Genomic DNA, 19,508 nt, shown 5'->3' with positions numbered 1-19,508 from the left:
GGTTGCCGTCCGAGGGCAAATATTTGAGATCTCAAGAGCCGGTGGGCCAGTGCGTCAGCGCCATGTGCAGGGCCTCGACGGCCTTCGACCACGACAGACCCACGTCCCGCGGCGCGCCGAAGCTCCCGCCGGCCTCCAGGGCGCAGTAGCCGTGGAACGTGCTGCGCAGCAGGCGTACGGCGTCCGTGAGGTCGGGTTCGTCGAGGCCGTAGGCGCGGAGCATGCCGTAGGTGATCTCGGCGGTGCGGCGCAGCGCGGGGGAGTCGGTGACGAGGACCTGGTCCATGGGGAGCTGCGTGGCCGCGTACCGGCCGGGGTGCTGGAGGGCGTACTCCCGGTAGGCCCCGGCGAAGGCGGCCAGCGCGTCCCGGCCCGCGCGCCCGGCGACCGCGTCGGCGATCCGGTCGATCATCTCGCCGCCCGCCAGCAGGGCGACCCGGGTCCGCAGGTCCTGGAGGTTCTTGACGTGCGAGTACAGACTCGCGTCCTTCACCCCGAAGTGCCGCGCCAGCGCGGACAGGGTGACCTTCTCGAACCCGATCTCGTCCGCGAGATCGGCCGCGGCCTCCACGACCCGGTCGACGGTGAGCCCGGCACGGGCCATGGAGACCACCTCTTCATCTGGAACCTCTGGACCCGAGAACGCCAAGGGTCCCGCATTTCCTTGGATATCCGTAGTGATTCTTCATCCGTCGGGCGTCATGCCGTGTGCTCGGTGTCGGTGTCGTATGTGGGTACGTGGATCGAATGCGTGACCATCCGTGGGGAGCGTCGTTGATCGGATGACAGCATCGCGGACGGGAAGGGGGGCACAGATGAGCCGGAAACTGCCGCTTGCCGGGGGCGAGATCGCTCGCACCGCCTGCGTACGTGGCCTGCTGCGTACGGGTGTGGATGAGGAGACGGGGGAATTCCTGTCCACCTCGGCTCTGGCGGGAAGGGTGGGCTGGGCTGCTGATCTGGTCTCGGGCATGGCCGCCGCGCTGCTGGCCGAGCACTGGAACGCCGCCGATGTGGACGTGCTGGCCGCCGGTGAGGACGCCGGGGGCCGCACGCTGGGCCGTCGACCTGGCCATCGCCGCCTCGGCGACCGTGATCTACGTCGAAGACCTCCGCTCGATGGAGGCCAGGGGCATGGGCCGCACTATGAACACCCGGCTCTCCCAAGCCGTGCGCGGGCAGATCGTGGACCGGATACGGCACCTGGCCGCCGAGGCGGGCATCGCCGTGGTCACCGTCCCGGCGCGGGGCACCTCCAGGCACTGCCCGCAGTGCCTGGAGGTGTTGCGGCACCGCAGGGCCCCCGACCGGCCCGCCACACCCGGCTGGAAGTGGGCCGTCTGCGACTCCTGCGGCTGGCAGGGCGACCGCGACGAGGGCGCGTGGCGGCGTATCGCCGCACGCGGCCTGACCCACCAGAGCAAGACCGTCACCGACCACACCCGCGGGGCCATGGCCATCCGCACCGTGATCGACAAGCTCGAAGCGGGCGCTGTCATCACCCCCGCGCCGAAGACCCGCCGGACGAACCGGTCCAAGACCGGACCCACCCGGCGACACCCAGCACGTCCGACGCCCAGGCGACGCCGGACACCCTCCCCCGCCAACTCCTCGGGCCCGGCGGGCCAGCGTCCGGAGGGACACGCCCACACGGACCGCGGACGGCTGCCCCGCGCAGCCCACCGGCACCAGAGCGTGACGACGACCATCACACCCATCAGCCGACACCGGCCACGAGGAACAGCACTGGGCGCGGGTTTCCACCTGCACGTCCACGCGACTCCTCCACGATGGGCAGAACCCGAGCTAGACACTACGTCTGACCTGGGATCGCCAAGCTGGTCAGAGACGCTACCGCCCGGTGATCAAGGGCCCCGAGGCCGGGTGACAGCCGAAGCGCGGGTCGGCCTCAGGCCGTCCGCGGTCAGCCGATCGGCGCGTACAGGACGCCCAGCTTGTCGATCTCGTCGCCCGAGCGGCCGGTGAAGCCCACGATCTGCCAGCCGGCGGGCGCCGTGAAGGTCTTCGTGTCCGAGGTGGCCGTACCGGAGGCGAGGGAGCGGCCCTTGTCCGTGCCGAAGGCGGCGGAGAAGATCCGGGTGCGCCCGTCCTTCTGGCCCTGCGACAGCTTCACCGAGGTCAGGTGCTCGCCGGCGGCCAGGGTGAGCGAGGTCGCCGTGCCGCCGGTGCCGCCGTGGGTCAGCGTCGTACCGCCGTCGTGCGTGAGCGAGACCGCGTCGAGGCGGGAGGCGCCGCGCAGGGTCAGGGTGCGGGGCGAGACGGTCGAGGGCAGGTCGTCGGCGTCGGTGAACGCCGTGCCGTGCGGGCCGCCGGCGAAGTCGCTGGCCCGGAGCCGGGAGTTGAGGGTCCAGGAGAAGTCGACCGTGTGCGGGAAGTGGTCGGAGAGGTTGGCGCCCGCGGAGTCGAGGAACTTCGCCCAGTCGTTGTTGTAGCGGGTGGCGGTCAGGTCCACCACGTTGCTGTCGCGGAAGAAGACCTTGTCGACGACCTCGCAGTCGTTGGTGGGGGCGGTCGTCGGGCAGACCAGCGCGTCGCTGCCGAGGGCGGGGGCGACACCGCCCTTGACCAGCTGCACCCACGGGTCAGTGAGCCCGTTCTCGGACGCGAGCGAGCGGATGTTGTCGCCGGTGCGGGTGTAACGGGTGTTGGTGTCACCCATGACGATCACCGCGTTGCCCGCAGAGTTCGCCTGGATGAACTGCGAGAGCTGGGTGACGTTGGCGCGGCGGGCGGCGAGGGCCGCGTCGTCGGAGTCGGCGTTGGTGTGCACGTTGTAGAGGTCGACGTAGACGCCCTCGTCGAGCCGCACCCGGGCCAGCGAGAAGCCCTTCGGGGTCAGGCAGTTGGTGCCGGTGCAGTTGTTCCACTTCACCCGCTGGAAGTCGTCGAACGCGTAGTCCGACAGTGTGTTGAGGCCGTCTCCGAACGGCACACCGCCACTGGTGGCGGTGCGGTACGGGTGGTTGTCACCCGCGTACAGGGCCGCGTGGTAGTTGAAGTCCTCCTGCACGTTCACGATGTCGTACGCCCCGAGGCGCGGCGATATCAGCGGGGTGTTCTTCTCCGGGCTCCCGGAGCTCAGCCCCTCCGGGAGCCCGGCGACGTTGTACGTCAGCACGTTGAACGTGCCACTGGTGGCGGCCGCGGCCGGTGTGGCGCCGGTGGTGGCGAGGCCGGCGACGGCGATCGCACCGGCGGTGAGGGTGCCGAGAAGTCTTCTCATGGTGGGGGTGTCTCTCCGGTCGGGGGAGCGGGTGTAACCGCGAGTAAGTCGAACTGTGCTCAGGTTCGAGGTTCACGGGTGTGACGCGCAAGGCCCGGTGGGGAAACAGTGAAAGACGTGCCGCCCCGTCAGTCCGAGGCGCACCCGCACGCCTTGTTCAGCGCCTCCAGGGCCGACCACGCCGCCGCGTCCCCCCGCGCGTCGAGGACCAGCGGGGCGAAGGCGCGGTCGTGGGCGAGGACGACGTAGGCCTCGGCGAGATACGACAGCCCGCCCCACTCCTCGCGCCGGTGCGACCGGGCCAAAGTCCGGCCGCAGGGCGGACAGGCGATCCAGGGGACGAGCTCCGAGGTCGGGGAGGGAGGCTCCGACAGCACCTCGGCGGCGGGGATCGTGTCCTCCGCGCCGTCCTCGAAGACCCTTAGCCGCGGGGGCCGTTCGGGGCTCTGCGCCAGGTGCGCGATCTCCGACCCGTGCCGGTCCCACACCGTCCACTCCTCCGCCAGCACCGCGATCCGGGTCCGCGCGGTGTCGTCGACGGGCAGGCGCAGTTCGGTGAGCCGTTCCACCAGTGTGCTCAGTCCCGCCTCCTGCTCCCCGATGTCCCAGCAGTCCTGGACGAGTTCGACGTCCTCCGGGTCGGGAAGCAGGGTGGCGAGACGGGACCAGATGGCGGCCGAGGCGGCGTACGCGGCGGCACGATCGTCGTTCATCGGGCGAGGGTATCCGGCCTCCGCAGGCGGCCCGCGACGGACAGCGGCTCGCGACGGACAGCGGCCCGCGACGGACAGCGGCCGGCCGGCGTACGAGCCGGCCGGCCGCTGTCCACCGGTCGCCTATGCCTCCGTCGTCGAGAACACGAAGGAGAACTCCGCAGCTCCCGCCGTCAGGTGGTACTGGGGCAGGGGGCCCGGGCCGCAGGACTGCGAGCCGACGCCCATCTCGGCGTGGTCCAGGTTGACCCACACCGTGTCACCGGCCTGAAGGTCCGTCAGATGCGCGGCGGCGTCCAGCTGTTCGGTGGTCCAGCGGCGGGCCGTGAACCAGAACTCCGGGTCCCCGTCGATCCGCAGACCGCCCAGCTCCGCCCAGCGCACGTCGGGCCGGGCGCCGTTCTCCTGCGGGCGCACGTAGGGGGTCTGGAGGCCGTCCACCGTGGAGTGGTGACGGCTCACCATGGAGGCCGACCTGGTGTCGGGGTAGCCCTCGCCGGGGCCGCCGCCGTACCAGGTGACCGCGTTCGCCGACCGCAGCCCGAAGCGGATGCCGAGCCTCGGCAGCGGGACCGTCCAGTCACCGTCCGGCTCCACCGACACGGTCAGCCTCAGCCGGGTGTCGTCGGCGGTCCACCGGTACGTCGTGCGCAGCCCGACCTCCCGGGCGGCCGGTGCCACCCGCGTCCGTACGGTCAGCGCGTCCTCACCCAACTCCACCCCGTCCAGGCGGTGTTGCACGCGGTGCAGGCCGAGGTCCCGCCACAGCCTGCTGTAGCAGGTGTTGCCGTTCCAGGCGCCCTCGTCGTTGTCGGTGGTCGCCCGCCAGACGTCCAGCCGCAGCCCGGTCACGTCGACGCCGCCGATGGTCTTCAGCGCACCCGTGCGGACGTCGAAGGAGGCCGGGCCGAGGTAGATCAGCTTCTCGCTCGCCGTGGGGCCGTCGCCTGGTGTCACCATCGGCGACGGGCGCTCCACGGCGGGCAGTTGGGCCCACGCCACCTGGTGGTCCTTCCTGCCCCACGTCGTGTCCTCGGCCAGCAGTGCCCGTACGGTCCACAGCGCTTCGCCCGCCGGGCCGCCGGTCGGCGGCTGCGGCAGCTTCACCTCGGCCGACTCACCGGGCTTCAGGGCGGGCACGGAGAGGGTCCCGGCCTCGATCGTCTTCCCGTCCACCTCGTACGCCCACTCGAAGGCCAGTGAGGACAGGTCCTGGAAGTCGAACGCGTTGCGCACCCGGACCGTCCCGGCCGAGCCGTCGCCGTCGATGCGGACCGGCTCGATGACCTTCTTGAACTCGATCAGACCCGGCGACGGCGTCCGGTCCGGGAAGACGAGGCCGTCGCAGACGAAGTTGCCGTCGTGCAGTTCCTCCCCGAAGTCGCCGCCGTAGGCGTAGCCCAGTGTGGGGTGCTGGACGCCGTGGTCGATCCACTCCCAGATGAAGCCGCCCTGGATGCGCTCGTGCGCCTCGAAGATGCGCTGGTAGTCGGCGATGCCGCCGGGGCCGTTGCCCATGGCGTGCCCGTACTCGCACTGGATGAAGGGCAGTTGCCGGCGCTTGTGGGTGCCGCCGTCCAGGCGCTGTCCGATGCGCTCGGTCTCGGCGTGGTCGGCGTACATCCGGGAGTAGATGTCGGTGTCCCGGCAGTCCCAGTCGCCCTCGTAGTGCACCAGGCGCGAGTCGTCGCGGCCGTGGATCCACTCGGCCATGGCGGTCAGGCCGCGGCCGGTGCCGGCCTCGTTGCCGAGGGACCAGATGACGACCGAGGGGTGGTTCTTGTCGCGTTCGACCATGCGGGCCGCGCGGTCCAGCAGGGCCGGGGTCCAGCGGTCGTCGTCGACGGGGTTGTCCCGCCAGTTCTGCTCGGTGAAGCCGTGGGTCTCCAGGTCGCACTCGTCGATCACCCAGAGGCCGTACTCGTCGCAGAGGTCGAGGAAGGCCGGGTGCGGCGGGTAGTGCGAGGTGCGCACGGCGTTCAGGTTGTGCCGCTTCATCAGCAGCACGTCCTCGCGCATGGTCTCCAGGTCGAGGGAGCGGCCCTTGACGGGGTGCCACTCGTGCCGGTTGACGCCCTTGAAGAGGATCGCCTTCCCGTTGACCTTGAGCAGACCGTCCTCCAGGACGACCGTACGGAAACCGATCCGCAGCGGGACGCGCTCGCCCGCCGTGACCAGCTCGCCGTCGTACAGCCGGGGTGTCTCGGCGGTCCACGGCTCGACCGGGACCGTGACCGGCTCGCCGGTCGCGACATCGATGTCGAGGGCGGGGACGAGCACCCGGCCGTCCACGTCGGAGTCGACGCGGAGGGTCCCGATGCCGCCCACGTGGTCGTAGGAGGCGTGCACGAAGAAGTCGAGGGCGCTGCCCGCCGGGCGGTGCAGCAGGGTGACGTCCCGGAAGATGCCGGGCAGCCACCACTGGTCCTGGTCCTCCAGGTAGGAGCCGGCGGACCACTGGTGGACCCGGACGGCGAGGACGTTCCCCGCCGGCTTCAACAGGTGCCCGACCGCGAACTCGTGCGGCAGCCGGGAGCCCTTGAACTCACCGATGTCCGTGCCGTTCAGCCACACCCGGGCGCACGACTCCACACCGTCGAAGCGCAGCACCGCCCCGCCCTCGTCGAGAGCGGGCCACCCCTCCGGCAGGTCGAAGGACCGCAGGTGGTCACCGGTCGGGTTCTCCGACGGCACCCTCGGCGGGTCCACCGGGAACGGGTACAGGTGGTTGGTGTAGATCGGCGCCCCGTAGGCCCCGTGGCCCTGCATCACCCAGTGACCCGGGACGGCCACCCGGCCCCAGCCCCCGGCGTCGTACCCCTCGGCGGCGAACGAGTCGTCCTCCGCGTCGGCGGTCGGCGACAGCCGGAAGCGCCAGACGCCGTTCAGCGACAGGGCCCGGGCGTCGGAGGACGCGTACCAGGCGCGGGGCGGAAGGGCCCCGCGGCCCGGGGACACGTCCTCGACGTAGTCGAAGGACGAAGCGGCGGTGGTGCCGGTGGTGCGGAAAGACATCGGTCTCCTTGCTGATTTCCTAGCCCTTGATGCCAGTCTGCGCGATGCCCTGCACCAGCCAGCGCTGGAGGAAGAGGAAGACGAACACGAGAGGCAGGATGGAAATGGCGGTGGCCATGAAGATCAGATGGAAATTCACGGTCTGGCCGGTCGTGTAGTTCGAGAGCGCGATCTGGACGGTCCACGCGCTCGGGTCCTGGCCGATGACCAGGGGCCACAGGAAGGAGTTCCACCCGCTGATGAACGTGATCGTCGCCATCGCGGCGAAGAAGTTCAGCGAGTTGGGTACGACGACCCGCCAGTACGCGCCCATGTAACCGAGCCCGTCCACCCGCGCCGCCTCCTCCAGCTCCTTGGGGAACCCCAGGAAGTACTGCCGGAACAGGAAGCAGGTGAAACCACTGAAGAGGCCCGGAATGATCAGACCCCGGTAGGTGTCGATCCAGCCGAGGGACGACACGAGCACGAAGCTGGGCACGAAGGTCACGGCGGTCGGGACCATCAGGGTGCCGAGGACGGCGTAGAAGACCTTGTTGGCGTGCTTGTACGGGATCCGGGCCAGGCCGTAGCCGGCCAGCGAGCACACCAGCAGGGTGCCGACGGTGTGCAGGACGCCGACGACGGCCGAGTTCCACAGGGAGCGCGCGAAGTCGACCGACGGGTCGTCGAACGGCTCGGTGATGTTGCCCCACTGGATGTCGGTGGGGAACCACTTCCATTCCTCGCCCGTGATCTCCGGGTCCGTCATCAGCGCGTTGCGGACGATCAGATAGAAGGGGATGAGGAAGAGGATCGCGGCGATGCCGGTGGCGATGTAGAGACCGGCCGAGCCGATCACACTGCCGGTCCGGACACGGCGCGCCTTGGCCGGTACCTCGACCCGGTCGACCCGGTCCGCCGGAGGTGTCGTGGTGGTGGTCACTTGGACTCCTCACCCCTTCCGAATCCCATGATCTTGCCCTGGAGCAGGGTCACGAGGCAGATCAGTACGGTGAGGATCAGCGCGCCCGCACTGCCCGCGCCGTAGTCCTGGCTCTCACCGAGCGCCTTGTAGTACAGCTCCACCAGCGGCGGTCTGCCCCAGGTGGTCTTGTTCAGCAGGTTGAAGAACTCGTCGAAGCCCTGATAGGCCGCCACGAGCAGCAGCAGGATCACGGCGGTGGAGGTCGCCCGCAGCTGCGGCAGGGTGATGTGCCAGAAGGTCTGCCAGCCGGGCTTGGCGCCGTCGATCGAGGCCGCCTCGTACATCTCCTGCGGGATGTTCTGCAGGGCCGCGATGAAGAGGATCATGTAGAAGCCGGCCTGGAGCCAGAGGCGTACGGTCACGATGAGCAGCCAGTACCACGGCGGGTCGGGGCTGGCCAGCCACGCGGTGTTGTCGATGCCGAAGATGCCCAGGAAGGTGTTCGCGAGACCGAAGCGGACACCGTTGAAGATGGACATCTTCCAGATCAGGGAGGCGGCGACATAGCTGACCGCCGTCGGCAGGAAGAACACCGAGCGGAAGAACGCCCGCATGAACCGCAGCCGGTTCACCATCAGCGCGAGGCCGAGCGAGGTCGCCCAGGTCAGTGGCACGATCAACGCGGCGAAGACGGTGAAGGTGCCGAGCGATCCGATGAAGTCCTCGTCGGTCAGCATCGTCACGTAGTTGTCGAGCCCGATGAACTCGCTCGGCGTGACCGTGAAGCGGGCCTCGAAGAACGACAGGTAGAGGCTCCACAGGATCGGCAGATAGACGAAGATCGCCAGGCCGATCAGGAACGGCCCGGTGAAGAGCCAGAAGTTGAAGGTGGGAGAGCCCCGCAGCCCCCGCCGCGGCTTGGCCGGGGAGGCCTTCGCCGGGGCGGGGCTGGAGACGCCGTCCTTGGTGATGGTCGACATGTCGTGAGTACCTGTCCGTCGGCCTAGCCGAAGAGCTTCTTCAGTTCCTTGTTGACCTTCGCGTCGGCCTTGGTCAGTTCCTTGTCCGGGTCGCCGCCCTTGCGCACGGAGTTGGCGAGGACGTCCTCCAGGGCGGTGATGCTCGCCTGGGTCCAGCCGATGTTGTCGAAGTGGCCGAACTCGTTGAAGAGCTTCACGCCCTCAGCGGGCAGGCCCGACTTCAGCTTGTCGGCGGACTCGGCGATCGACGTGCGCGGCGGGATGTGGAAGCCGTAGGAGAGCGCCCAGTCCTCCTGGTAGTCCTTCTGGTCGATCCACAGCCACTTCACGTATTCCTTGGTCTCTTCGACGTTCTTGCCCTTGGCGTTGACGAACATCGACCAGCCGCCGTTGTAGACGGACTGCTTGCCGGCGCTGCCGACCTTCGGGAACGGGAAGATGCCGAGGTCGTCGCCGAGCGCCTCCTGCATCTGCGGCATCGCCCACATGCCGCACCACTGCATGGCGGTCAGGCCCTGGTTGAGCGCGGAGGGGTCCCAGAAGTCGGTCGGGGCGTCGAGCAGCAGGTCACCGCTGGTGAACAGCTTGCGCAGCTGCTTGAAGCCGTCGACGACCGCGTCCGTGTGGTAGGCGATCTGGTTCTTCTCGTCCAGGTGCTGCGCGCCGGCCGACCAGATCAGCGGGTTGACCATCGAGTGCAGGGTGTTGCCGAGGTAGGCACCCTTGACCTTGCTGGTGGTCAGCTTGGCGGCGGCCTCCGCCAGCTCCTCCAGCGTCTGCGGGACCTCGACACCGGCCTTCTCGAACAGCGACTTGCGGTAGAAGAAGAACTGCGGGTCGTCGATCATCCGGATGCCGTAGATCTTGCCGTCGACCGTGTGCGACTGGATGTCGGCCTGGTTGAAGTCGTCCTTGACCGGGTCTATCAGGTCGGTCAGGTCGGCGACCTGGCCGCTCTCGATCATCTGCAGCTGCGGGTGGAACTCGAAGCAGTCGGGGGCCTTGTCCGTGAGCAGCGAGGCGAACAGCTTGCTCTCGAAGTTGGAGCCGGTGATCCACTGCGTGGTGACGTTGGACTTCTTGTAGGCCTTCGCGTAGCGCTTGATGGCCTGCTCGGTGCCCGCCTCGCCGTACGCGTGGAAGTACTGCGTGAGGCCGGCGCCGCCACCGCTGCTGCTCCTGCCGGTGTTGCCGCCGCACGCGGCCAGTCCGCCGGCGGCGGCCAGACCCAGCGCGGCCCGCAGGGCGGTACGGCGGTCGAAGTTGCTGTTCCTGAATGCCGACATGCTGACGTCCTTGTCTCGAGTACGGCTGCGGCTCTGCGCCCATGGCTCAGTGGCTCAGGGCCGGATGACTCAGTGGCTCAAAGAGGCTTGCGGTGCGGGACGTTAACCTTCGGCTAAGGCTTCGGCAAGGGGTTGGACGAAGTCTGTTCGAAGCGTTGTATTCGGTTCGGTGTTCCGAACGTCCGTGCGGTGCAAAGGGTTTGACGTGGGGGAGAGGGCCGCCGGGTCAGGGTCCGGCGGCCCTCGGCTCAGGGGTGTTCGCGCAGGCTGTCGCGCTCTTCGGACCGCCCTCGGCGGCGCACGGCGGGCCTGCTCCGCGACATGGCCGACGCGGCCCGGGTGCCCGGTTTCTGCCCGACCGACTGGAGCGCGCCCTCCAGCGCGAACGTCGCCGCGCCCAGGCATGCCGGATCGCTCGGGATCTGGGAGAGCACGATCTCGGTGGCGGCCATCGGTCGCGGCAGCGCGTGCCGGGCGACCGCCTCGCGCACCTCCGTGACCAGGGGCTCGCCCAGGGCGGCCGCGACCCAGCTACTGAGCACGACCACCTCGGGGTTGAACAGATTGACCAGGTCGGCGATCCCCGCCCCGAGATATCGGGCGGTGTCCCGCACCACCTTGACCGCCACCGGGTCGTGCCGGGCCGCGCCCCGCGCGAGGGCCGCGATGGTGGCCGTCTGGTCCTCGGGGTGCAGCAGGGTGCTGCGCGGGCTCAGCTCCCGGAGGTTCAGCATGATCCCCGGGGCGCCCACATACGTCTCCACACAGCCGTGGTTGCCGCAGTGGCACAGCCGGCCGTCCAGCACGATCGTCGTGTGGCCCCACTCGCCGGCGCTGTTGCTCACTCCCCGGTGCAGCCCGCCGTCCAGGACGAGCCCGGCGCCCACGCCGGTCCCGAGGGTGATCACCGCGGCGTCCCCGCGTCCCCGGGCCGCGCCGAACCACAGCTCGGCCACGGCGACGGCGCGCAGCGGATTGTCCAGGTACAGGGGGTAGGCGATGTGCTCGGTCAGCAGATCGAGCAGCGGTACGTCGTGCCAGTCCCAGTTGGGCGCGTACTCCGAGATGCCGGTGGCGCGGTCGACCTGCCCCGGCACACTCACCCCGACGCCGAGCACCCGGGCGCCCTCGGTGCCGGCCTGCGCGACCACGGAGCCGACGGCGGCGGCGACGTGCCCCACCATCTGCTCGGGCAGGCTCTCACCCGGGCGGACGTTCTCCTCGGCGCGGGCCAGGACGTTCAGCGCCAGGTCGAACAGCTCGACGTGGACGTACGTCTCCGCGATGTCGACGCCGATCAGCGCGCCCCCCGACGCGTTGACGGCCACCAGCCCGCGGGGGCGGCCGCCCGCCGAGTCCTCGAACCCGACCTCGGTGATCATGCGGAGGTCGAGCAGCTCGCCCACGAGCGTGGCGACCGTGGCCAGGCTCAGCCCGGTGGCCGCCGCCAGCTCCTGTCGGGAGGTGGGAGACTTGGCGATGATCTGGCGCAGCACCTCGTAGCGGTTCGCGGTGCGGATGTCGCGTGAGGTGCGCTTCACCGACGACATGATCCCCTCGATCCCTCCAGGCCATGACGAGGCCTGTTGCCCCGGCGCGGCGCTCAGGCTATGGCGAGGAGGGACTTTCTACAAGGGGTTAGGAAAGGGGGTTTACGAAGTACGCCGAAGACTCACGTGCCGAGCACCTCCCGGACGAAGGCGTTGCGGAACTTGCCCGTCGGGTCCAGGACTTCGGCCAGCGCCCGGAAATCACCCAGCCGGGGGTACAGCGCCCGCAGGTCCGCCGCCGGAACCGTGAAGACCTTGCCCCAGTGCGGCCGGGCCTCGTACGGCGCGAGCACCTCCTCGACCCGCCGGACCACCGGCAGCACCGGCGCCGGGTCCGCGATCCAGGTGAAGTGGAGCGCGACCGTGCCCCGGCCGTGGGCGGGGCTCAGCCACTGCTCGTCGGCGGCGACCGTACGGACCTCGCAGACCTGGAGCACCGGCGCGACGACATGCCGGACGCCGTCGAGCGCGCGCAGCGCCTCCCCGGCGAACGAGCGCGGCAACAGGTACTCCGACTGCAACTCCTCCCCGCTGCTCGGCGTGAACTCGGCCCGGAAGTGCGGCAGCCGCTCGTGCCAGGGCCCCGGCACCCCGAACTGCTCGGTGCAGTTCACCGCAGGCATCCCCGGCACCGGATGCATCGCCTCGGTCGCGGGCGCCGCCCACGGGAAGTCCGCCGCCGCCCGGTCCGCGCGCTCCTTGACCCACACCTGGTCGAAGCCGGAGTGCCGCCAGCGGGTGAAGAGGCTCACGCTGTACGCCGCCGCCGACACGGCGTCGAAGTCCAGCCCCGCCAGCGGGAGTTCACCGTGGACGCGCTGGGCGACCTCGAAGGCCGGCTCCAGGTCGAGGGTGAGCGCGGTGACCACACCGAGCGCGCCGAGCGAGGTCACCGCCCCGCCGAAACGGCCGTCGCCGCGCGCGAGCGTCAGCGTCGCCCCGTCCGCCGTGACCAGCTCGACCTCGCGCACCGCCGCCGCGAGCGGACCGTTGCCGTTGCCTGAGCCGTGCGTACCGGTGGCCACCGAGCCCGCGACCGAGATGTGCGGCAGGGAGGCCATGTTGTGCAGGGCGAGACCGTGGGCGTGCACCGCGCGGGCCAGTTCCGCGTAACGGACACCGCCCCCGACCCGTACCGTGCGGGCCGTCGTGTCCACCTCGATCTCCGGGGCCAGCCCGGTCAGGGACAGGAGCACCCCCTCGGGGCCGGGTTCCGCGATCTCGTTGAACGAGTGGCCGCTGCCCAGCACCCGCACCCGCTCGCTGCCCGCGACCAGGGCCCGCAGCGCGTCGACGGATTCCGGCCGGTGCACCTCCCCGGCGGTGTACGTGATGTTCCCGGCCCAGTTGGTGATGGTCTCGGTCGTCATGCCTGGTGCCCTCCGCTGGCCGTAGCTGTCGAGGGCCATCTTCTCCGCCCGGTGAGCCGTCCTGTTCATTGACCTCCTGCTGGGCGCCTGCCTACCGTAGAGACCGCTTACTGTCCCCTCGGCCTGGCCCTTGCGCCCGCCCAGCCGGAAGGTTCCTCCTTGCCCGAGCGTCCCCGCGCACTGTTCGCCATGACGGCCGAGAACGTTCCGCAGGTCTTCCCGCCGGACGTGCTGGCCCGCCTGCGGGAGACCGTGGACATCGACCCCGCCCTGATCGCCGAGGACTTCACCGACCCCCGGATCCGGGCGGCGCTGGCCGGAACCGAGGTGCTGATCACCGGCTGGGGCTGCCCCCGTATCGACGAGCCGGTCCTCGACGCCGCCCCCGGGCTGCGGGCGCTGCTGCACTCGGCGGGTTCGGTGAAGGGCTTCGTCACCCCGGCCGTCTGGGAACGCGGCATCGCCGTCTCCACGGCCGCCGCCGCCAACGCCCTGCCCGTCGCCGAGTACACGCTCGCCATGATCCTGCTCGCCGGCAAGGACATCCTCGGCCGCCGCGAACGCCTGCGCGCCGAGCGCGTCTCGCCGGGCTGGGGATTCGTCCCCGGCATCGGCAACCACGGCCGCCGCGTCGGCGTCGTCGGCGCCTCCCGCATCGGCCGCCGCGTCATCGAACTGCTGCGCCCCTTCGACCTGCGGGTGAGCCTCACCGACCCCTACGTCGACGAGGCCGGGGCCGCCGCCCTCGGCGTCCCGCTGCTCCCGCTCGACGAGCTGCTGCGCACCTCGGACATCGTCACCGTGCACGCCCCCGACACCCCCGAGACCCACCGTCTGATCGACCGCCGCGCGCTGTCCCTCATGCCCGACGGGGCGGCCCTGATCAACACCGCGCGCGGTGCCCTCGTCGACCACGACGCCCTCGTCGACGAGCTGCGCGCCGGGCGCCTCTCGGCGGTCCTCGACGTCACCGACCCCGAGCCGCTGCCCGCCGACTCCCCTCTCCTGGACCTCCCGAACGCCTTCGTCACCCCCCACCTCGCCGGCTCCCAGGGCAACGAGGTCGCCCGCCTCGGCCTCGCCGTCACGGAGGAGGCCGAACGGCTGGCCGCCGGGGAGGAGCCGGCGTACGCGCTCGACCGGGGGGCGCTGGAGCGGATGGCGTGAGCGCGGACGCTTCCACCAGCGGTTTTCGACCCTGATCGAAAGGGGGCGCGACCGCGCCTCGCCAGTCGGCAGGCTTCGGTGCGGGACACGCACGTGCTGACAGGAGAGGAACACGCACATGAGGTTTCGATGGCTGGTCGCCACCGCCGGCCTGGCCGCCGCACTCGGCACCACCCTCGCGGCGCCGTCCGCGTCCGCCGCGTCCGCCTGCTGGCGGCACGAGGACGGCATCAGGTGGTGGTGCAACAACGTCGCCGGCGCCCCGGTGTACGGCTCGGTGGGCAACAACCCGCTGTACCCGAACCCCAACCAGGTCGTCGGGACCATGAACACCAATCCGAGCTGGTTCTTCTGCAAGATGGACAACCAGGCCTGGGTGGGCGGGCCGCACCCGAACCGCTGGATCAAGACCGTCGCCGACAACGGCCGGCTCGGCTGGATGAAGGACACCGCCATCTACAGCGAGACGGACCCGCTGCGCGACTGCTGACCGTGCGGACACGCACCTGAGTCGCGGAAAAGACAGACAACGGTTGTCGGCGTGATCACGCCGACAACCGTTGTCTGTTTTACAGGGCGATCGAAAGTCTTTCTGCCGTACGACATCTTGTCGACCTCGACCGGAGCCCCCTACCTTCCGCAGAGAACGTTTACTGCTGTGCTGTGCGCCCGGCCGGGAGGACTCCGCATGCCCATCTCCAGAAGATCCGTCCTGACCACGGCCGCGGCGGGCACCGGCACACTGGCCCTCGCCGGTGCCTGGTCCCCGGCGGCGGCTGCCGGGGACGCGCCCGAGCGGGGGACCGGCGCCGCGGCGGGCGGCGCGGGACGGCTGGACCTCGTCGACTTCGGCGACGCGGACTCCGAGGCGGCCCACGACTTCCACGGCCCGGACACCGAGGTCGTCGACGGCCACGCGGGGGACCGGGCGCGGGTCGCGAGGCCCCTCTCCACCCCCGGCGTCAAGGGCGGCGACCTCCGCTTCACCGTCGCCGTCGACCCGGTCCACCAGAACCACCTCACGGTGAAGTTCTGGGGCGGTGACACCTCCCCGTACAAGACGATCGCGTACATCAACGGCGAGCAGATCGGCTACCGCCGCTCCGGCGACTACGAGGCCCTGAACACCGGCACCAGCCGGCCCCTCCCCGGACGCTTCTTCTACGCCACGATCATGCTGCCGCTGGAGCACACCCGCGGCCGGACCCGGGCCGAGATCACCCTGCGCACCTACGACAGCGCCTTCTCCGGCAAGGTGACCGCGAACTCCCGCGGCTACCACCGCGCCTACACCCACACCGGCAGCCACCTCGACCTCGGCGACGATCCCCGGACCGAGTTCACCCCGCCCACCGCCACGGTCGCCGACGTCGACGACACCGCGAGGCAGGCGCTCGTCGACGGCTATGTCGCCGATCAGGTGAAGCTCTTCGACTCCCTCTCGGCGAAGGTGGACGCGACCGCCGACGGCAGGCTGTCCATCGTCCGCTACGTCGAGGAGCTGTTCTTCTACGCGGGCGCGCTGGCCCGTGCCTCCTGGTGCCCGGCGAAGACCCCGGCCGCCCGGAAGGCCGCGCTGCTGCGGGTCCTCAAGTGCGTCGACAACCACACCAAGGACTACTACCGGAACACCAGGCTGCTGGCCTGGGGCGGGCACCAGGGCGACTGGGGCGGCTACTACGGGGCGCTCGGCCAGGCGCTGTACCTGGTCGAGAACGTCATCGCCGACAACGATGTCCACGGCCGCGAGGCCTTCGAGGAGTTCCTCGACGAACCGTTCGTCACCGGCACCGAGGAAGGGCCCACCTCCCTCGCGGGCGTCGGCCGGGACGGCGGCCCCCTCACCCGCCGCGCCGCCTGGGAACGCGTCCTGAAGGCCAACTTCGACTACGCCCGCTCCCGCCTCTCCTACATCTACAACCAGGTGATGTACACGTACGAGGGCGCCTGGGAGGCCCACGAGGGCCTGCGGGTGATCGGGTCCCCGCACTACGAGGGGCGGGAGCGCAGCCACCGCATCGTCGGCGAGGCCCTCGGCTGGGAGCCCTTCCTCGGCGAGGAGGTGCTGGTCGGCCCCGACGGTCAGGACCTCGACCTCTTCCACTCCCTCTTCCAGCACGACACCACGGCCCGCTGGACCGACGACTACGTCAAGTACGTCATCAAAGGGCTGGCCCGCTCCAAACTCGACAAGAACGGCGACATCGTCCGCCGCCTCCCCCTCGGCACCCACTTCACGACCATGACCGAGGCCGGCCACACCCGCGAGAACGGCTACGTCGCCAACTACGGCGAGGCCACCAACTACCTCCCCGAGTGGTTCCACCGCACCTGGGGCCACGAGGGCGACGAACAACTCAACGACAAAATACTGGAGTTGGCGCTGCGCAACCTGCATGCCCGCTCGCACGCCCGGATGACCGACCTCGACGACGACCTCAAGCGGACCATGCGCATGGAGATGGTCGTCGACGAGCGCAACACCAACTTCCCCGGCTTCCCCGGCTACGTCCTGCGCATCTCCGAGGGCAAGCTCCTCCACTACGTCTCCCTCGCCCACCACATCGCCGAGCACCCCGAGCGGTACGCCGGCGAGCAGTGGAGCCGCACCCGGCGCTACGCCCGGGAGGCGGTGGGCTTCGCCCAGCAGCAGATCGCCGACCACCAGTACTTCGCCAACTTCTCCGCCGTGAAGTCGAAGAACAAGTACGACCTCGAACTCGGCGAGACCTGGGACTGGTTGAAGAACCAGGAACCGACCGGCATCGTCCACCCGCACACCGACTTCGCCTACTACACCCCCGCCGAACTCACCGCGCTCGGGGTGCGCACCGCCGACTACGAGCGCTTCGCCTGGGTCGACGTGGACTGCATGTTCGTCTCCCTGCGCGACGGCGACACCCATCTGTGGGGCCATCTCAACGAACGCCAGCGCGGCTTCGCCCGCAACGGCCGGCTCCACGTCCGCCACCCCGACCGCGACCACATCGTCCAGCTGCACACCGAGGGGCTCTTCCGGTACGAGGACTACTGGGCCCGCATGGACAACATCGACGTCGACTTCATGGAGGACCAGCAGACGGGCGACTCCACCGCCCTCCAGGCCCTCGCCGGCGAGATCGCCCCCATCACCTTCCAGCCCGGCGTGGGGACGGTCCACCGCGAGAACTTCGAGGCCGACCACGCCTACTCGGGCTACCCCGATCTCCTCACGGCCCGCTACGGCCGCTACCTCTTCGCCGTCAACACGACCCGGAAGGCGTACGGGAACGAGCGCACCCACCGGGTGGCGGTACCGGGCGGCGGCACGGGCGTCCTCGACCTGGTGAGCGGCCGGAGGCTGCCGGTGCGCGGCGGCAAGGTGAGCGTGCCGCCGATGACCGGGCTGGTGCTGCGCCTGGAGTCGGAGACCGTCACCGAACTCCCGCCCTCCCCCGTCGACTTCGTCCACACCCTGCCCGGCGACGCCTCGGTCCTGGTCACCTGGCAGACGTCAGCGGGCGCCACGCACTACGAGGTACGGCGGGCGACCCGACGCAAGGGCCCGTACGAGCTGATCGCCTCCGGGGTGAAGGGCCGGCACTTCGCGGACACGTCCGCGCGGTCCGGCGAGACCCGCTTCTACACGGTCACGGCGGTGAACGCGGCGGGCCGGGCCCCGGCGTCGTACGCGATCGAGACCGAGCTGAAGCGGCCCGCCTCGCCCGGGGTGCGCCGGACCGGCTGGCGCGACGACGCCCTCCACCACGCCCGCGAGGGCGGTGCGATCGTGCGCGGCTCGACCGTCCGCGTCCTCGGCGCCCACGGCGACGGCCTCGGCGAGGGCGACGACTACCGGGTCTCCTCCCGCGACATCGACGACGCACTGCACTTCGTGAACCGCCCGGCGGTGGGCGGCTTCACGCTCACGGCCCGTGTGGACGGCGCCCGGGGCCCCGCGACCGGCCTGATGCTCCGCGACCGGCTCACCGCCGACACCCGGCACGTGTACTTCGGCGCCGACGCCGACGGCGGACTCGTCCTGCACCACCGCACCCGCGACAGCCGCCACGACTGGCAGGACGACCTCCGCTCCCCGATCACCCGGCCTCTCCCCGGCCGCACCCTGGCCGCCACCCCGTACCTCCGGCTCGTCCGCGACCTCACCACCCACCGGGTGCACGGCCAGGTGTCGCGCGACGGCCGTACCTGGGTGACGGTCGGCAGCCTCTTCTGCCCCTTCCCGTACGCGGTGCACGCGGGCGTCGTGGCCACGGGCGACGCGGCCTTCGCCGAGGTGGAGGTCGACGGCCTCGGGAACGCTCCGCTGCTCGTCGCCCTGGAGCGGGACGGCGACACCGTCACCGCCCGCTGGGGCAAGCCGGAGGACGCGCTCACGTTCACCCTGGAGCGGTCCACGGACGGCGACACCTGGCACGTGCTCGCCAAGGACACCCGGTCCCTCGCCCACGACGACGAGGGGCTGCGGCACGGCAGGCGCCACTACCGGGTCACGGCGGCCCTGGTGGGCGGCGGCACCCGGGTCTCCGCACCCGCCGTGGCCGTCGCCGAGACCTTCGCCGACGTCCTCGCCCGGGCGCGCGCCACCGACCCGGCCGGATGGACGAAGAAGAGCCACGCGGCCTTCACCGCCGAGCTCGACCGGGTGGAGGCGGAGACCGGGAAGGACGAGGACACCCGGATCGACGAGGTGTACGCGGCGTACGAGCTGCTCGTCTCCCGGGAGACATTGCTGCGCCGCACCGAGGTGACCGCGTCGATGGTGAAGGCGTCGACCATCGCCTGGCCCGGCACGGGGACGCAGGCCGGCAACGGCTGGCGGGCCTTCGACGGCGACCCCGCCACCTACACGGACACCCTCGCGGCCGACAGCTGGATCGACATCGACGCGGGCGCGGGCGGCACCCTGCGGGTCGACAGGCTCCGCGTCCTGCCGCGCGCCGGGTTCGCGGCACGGGCGACGGGCACGGTGCTGCGCGGCTCCACGGACGGCGGCGCGACCTGGACCGACCTGCACACCATCGGCACGACGACGGACGGCACGTGGTACGAGGCGGCCCTGCCGACGACGGCGACGTATCCGCTGCTCCGCCTCCACGACACGCACAACGGGCGGTGCAACCTGACGGAGGTGGAGTTCTGGTCGTACGCGGCGGAGGACTGAGGGGGCCTTCGTCGCGCCGTCGAGCTCGGGGGGTTCGGTGCGTCGGCGGGTGCGGATGGGTGGGGCTTCTCGCGCAGTTCCCCGCGCCCCTCAAGGGCCTACGGCCCTCTCGGGC

The 19,508-nt window shown here is 70.6% G+C and carries 13 protein-coding genes; 4 read left to right on the top strand and 9 right to left on the bottom strand.

What is annotated here, in order from left to right; translation table 11 throughout:
• Positions 1–31: 31 nt before the first annotated feature.
• A complete protein-coding gene (locus tag HW837_RS09160; RefSeq protein WP_045559932.1) occupies positions 32–604 on the bottom strand; it encodes a TetR/AcrR family transcriptional regulator in 573 nt (190 codons plus the stop codon).
• A gap of 290 nt (positions 605–894) precedes the next feature.
• On the opposite strand from HW837_RS09160, the gene HW837_RS09155 reads away from it, so the two are divergent.
• Positions 895–1,986: a zinc ribbon domain-containing protein gene (locus HW837_RS09155; protein WP_319677614.1), complete on the top strand. Its 1,092-nt coding sequence runs from the start codon at positions 895–897 to the stop codon at positions 1,984–1,986.
• Here the strand turns inward: HW837_RS09155 and HW837_RS09150 are convergent.
• The 8 genes from HW837_RS09150 to HW837_RS09115 form a co-directional block, all read right to left on the bottom strand.
• On the bottom strand, positions 1,925–3,244 hold the full coding sequence (locus tag HW837_RS09150; protein ID WP_093791450.1) for a jacalin-like lectin: 1,320 nt from the start codon (positions 3,242–3,244) through the stop codon (positions 1,925–1,927). The two genes, HW837_RS09155 and HW837_RS09150, sit on opposite strands and share 62 nt — an antisense overlap.
• Positions 3,245–3,372: 128 nt before the next feature.
• On the bottom strand, positions 3,373–3,957 hold the full coding sequence (locus tag HW837_RS09145) for a hypothetical protein (RefSeq protein ID WP_045559733.1): 585 nt from the start codon (positions 3,955–3,957) through the stop codon (positions 3,373–3,375).
• A gap of 123 nt (positions 3,958–4,080) precedes the next feature.
• Positions 4,081–6,972, bottom strand: coding sequence for a glycoside hydrolase family 2 TIM barrel-domain containing protein (locus HW837_RS09140; protein ID WP_045559732.1), 2,892 nt, complete (start codon positions 6,970–6,972; stop codon positions 4,081–4,083).
• A gap of 19 nt (positions 6,973–6,991) precedes the next feature.
• Positions 6,992–7,894 carry a carbohydrate ABC transporter permease gene (locus HW837_RS09135; RefSeq protein ID WP_193381008.1) on the bottom strand — a complete coding sequence of 301 codons (903 nt, stop codon included), beginning with the start codon at positions 7,892–7,894 and terminating at the stop codon, positions 6,992–6,994.
• Positions 7,891–8,856: a carbohydrate ABC transporter permease gene (locus HW837_RS09130; RefSeq protein WP_045559730.1), complete on the bottom strand. Its 966-nt coding sequence runs from the start codon at positions 8,854–8,856 to the stop codon at positions 7,891–7,893. Before HW837_RS09130 ends, HW837_RS09135 begins: the two co-directional genes overlap by 4 nt.
• A 23-nt stretch (positions 8,857–8,879) precedes the next feature.
• On the bottom strand, positions 8,880–10,142 hold the full coding sequence (locus HW837_RS09125; protein WP_193381007.1) for an ABC transporter substrate-binding protein: 1,263 nt from the start codon (positions 10,140–10,142) through the stop codon (positions 8,880–8,882).
• 248 nt (positions 10,143–10,390) lie between these two features.
• Positions 10,391–11,692, bottom strand: a complete 1,302-nt coding sequence (locus HW837_RS09120; RefSeq protein WP_045559728.1) for an ROK family transcriptional regulator — start codon at positions 11,690–11,692, stop codon at positions 10,391–10,393.
• A gap of 122 nt (positions 11,693–11,814) precedes the next feature.
• A complete protein-coding gene (locus HW837_RS09115) occupies positions 11,815–13,062 on the bottom strand; it encodes an FAD-binding protein (RefSeq protein WP_045559727.1) in 1,248 nt (415 codons plus the stop codon).
• A gap of 159 nt (positions 13,063–13,221) precedes the next feature.
• Between HW837_RS09115 and HW837_RS09110 the strand changes: the two genes are divergently transcribed.
• The 3 genes from HW837_RS09110 (at position 13,222) to HW837_RS09100 (ending at position 19,393) form a co-directional block, all read left to right on the top strand.
• The gene (locus HW837_RS09110) at positions 13,222–14,229 is read left to right on the top strand and encodes a hydroxyacid dehydrogenase (protein ID WP_045559726.1); all 1,008 of its coding nucleotides are present in this window, start codon (positions 13,222–13,224) and stop codon (positions 14,227–14,229) included.
• A gap of 118 nt (positions 14,230–14,347) precedes the next feature.
• Positions 14,348–14,719, top strand: coding sequence for a hypothetical protein (locus HW837_RS09105; protein WP_045559725.1), 372 nt, complete (start codon positions 14,348–14,350; stop codon positions 14,717–14,719).
• A gap of 198 nt (positions 14,720–14,917) precedes the next feature.
• A complete protein-coding gene (locus HW837_RS09100) occupies positions 14,918–19,393 on the top strand; it encodes a discoidin domain-containing protein (protein WP_193381006.1) in 4,476 nt (1,491 codons plus the stop codon).
• The last annotated feature ends 115 nt before the right edge of the window (positions 19,394–19,508 follow it).

The sequence above is a fragment of the Streptomyces caniscabiei genome, assembly GCF_014930365.1.
Taxonomy (GTDB): Bacteria; Actinomycetota; Actinomycetes; order Streptomycetales; family Streptomycetaceae; genus Streptomyces; species Streptomyces caniscabiei.
The sequence above is the reverse complement of the archived record's forward strand: the minus strand, read 5'-3'. Positions and strand labels throughout refer to the sequence as shown.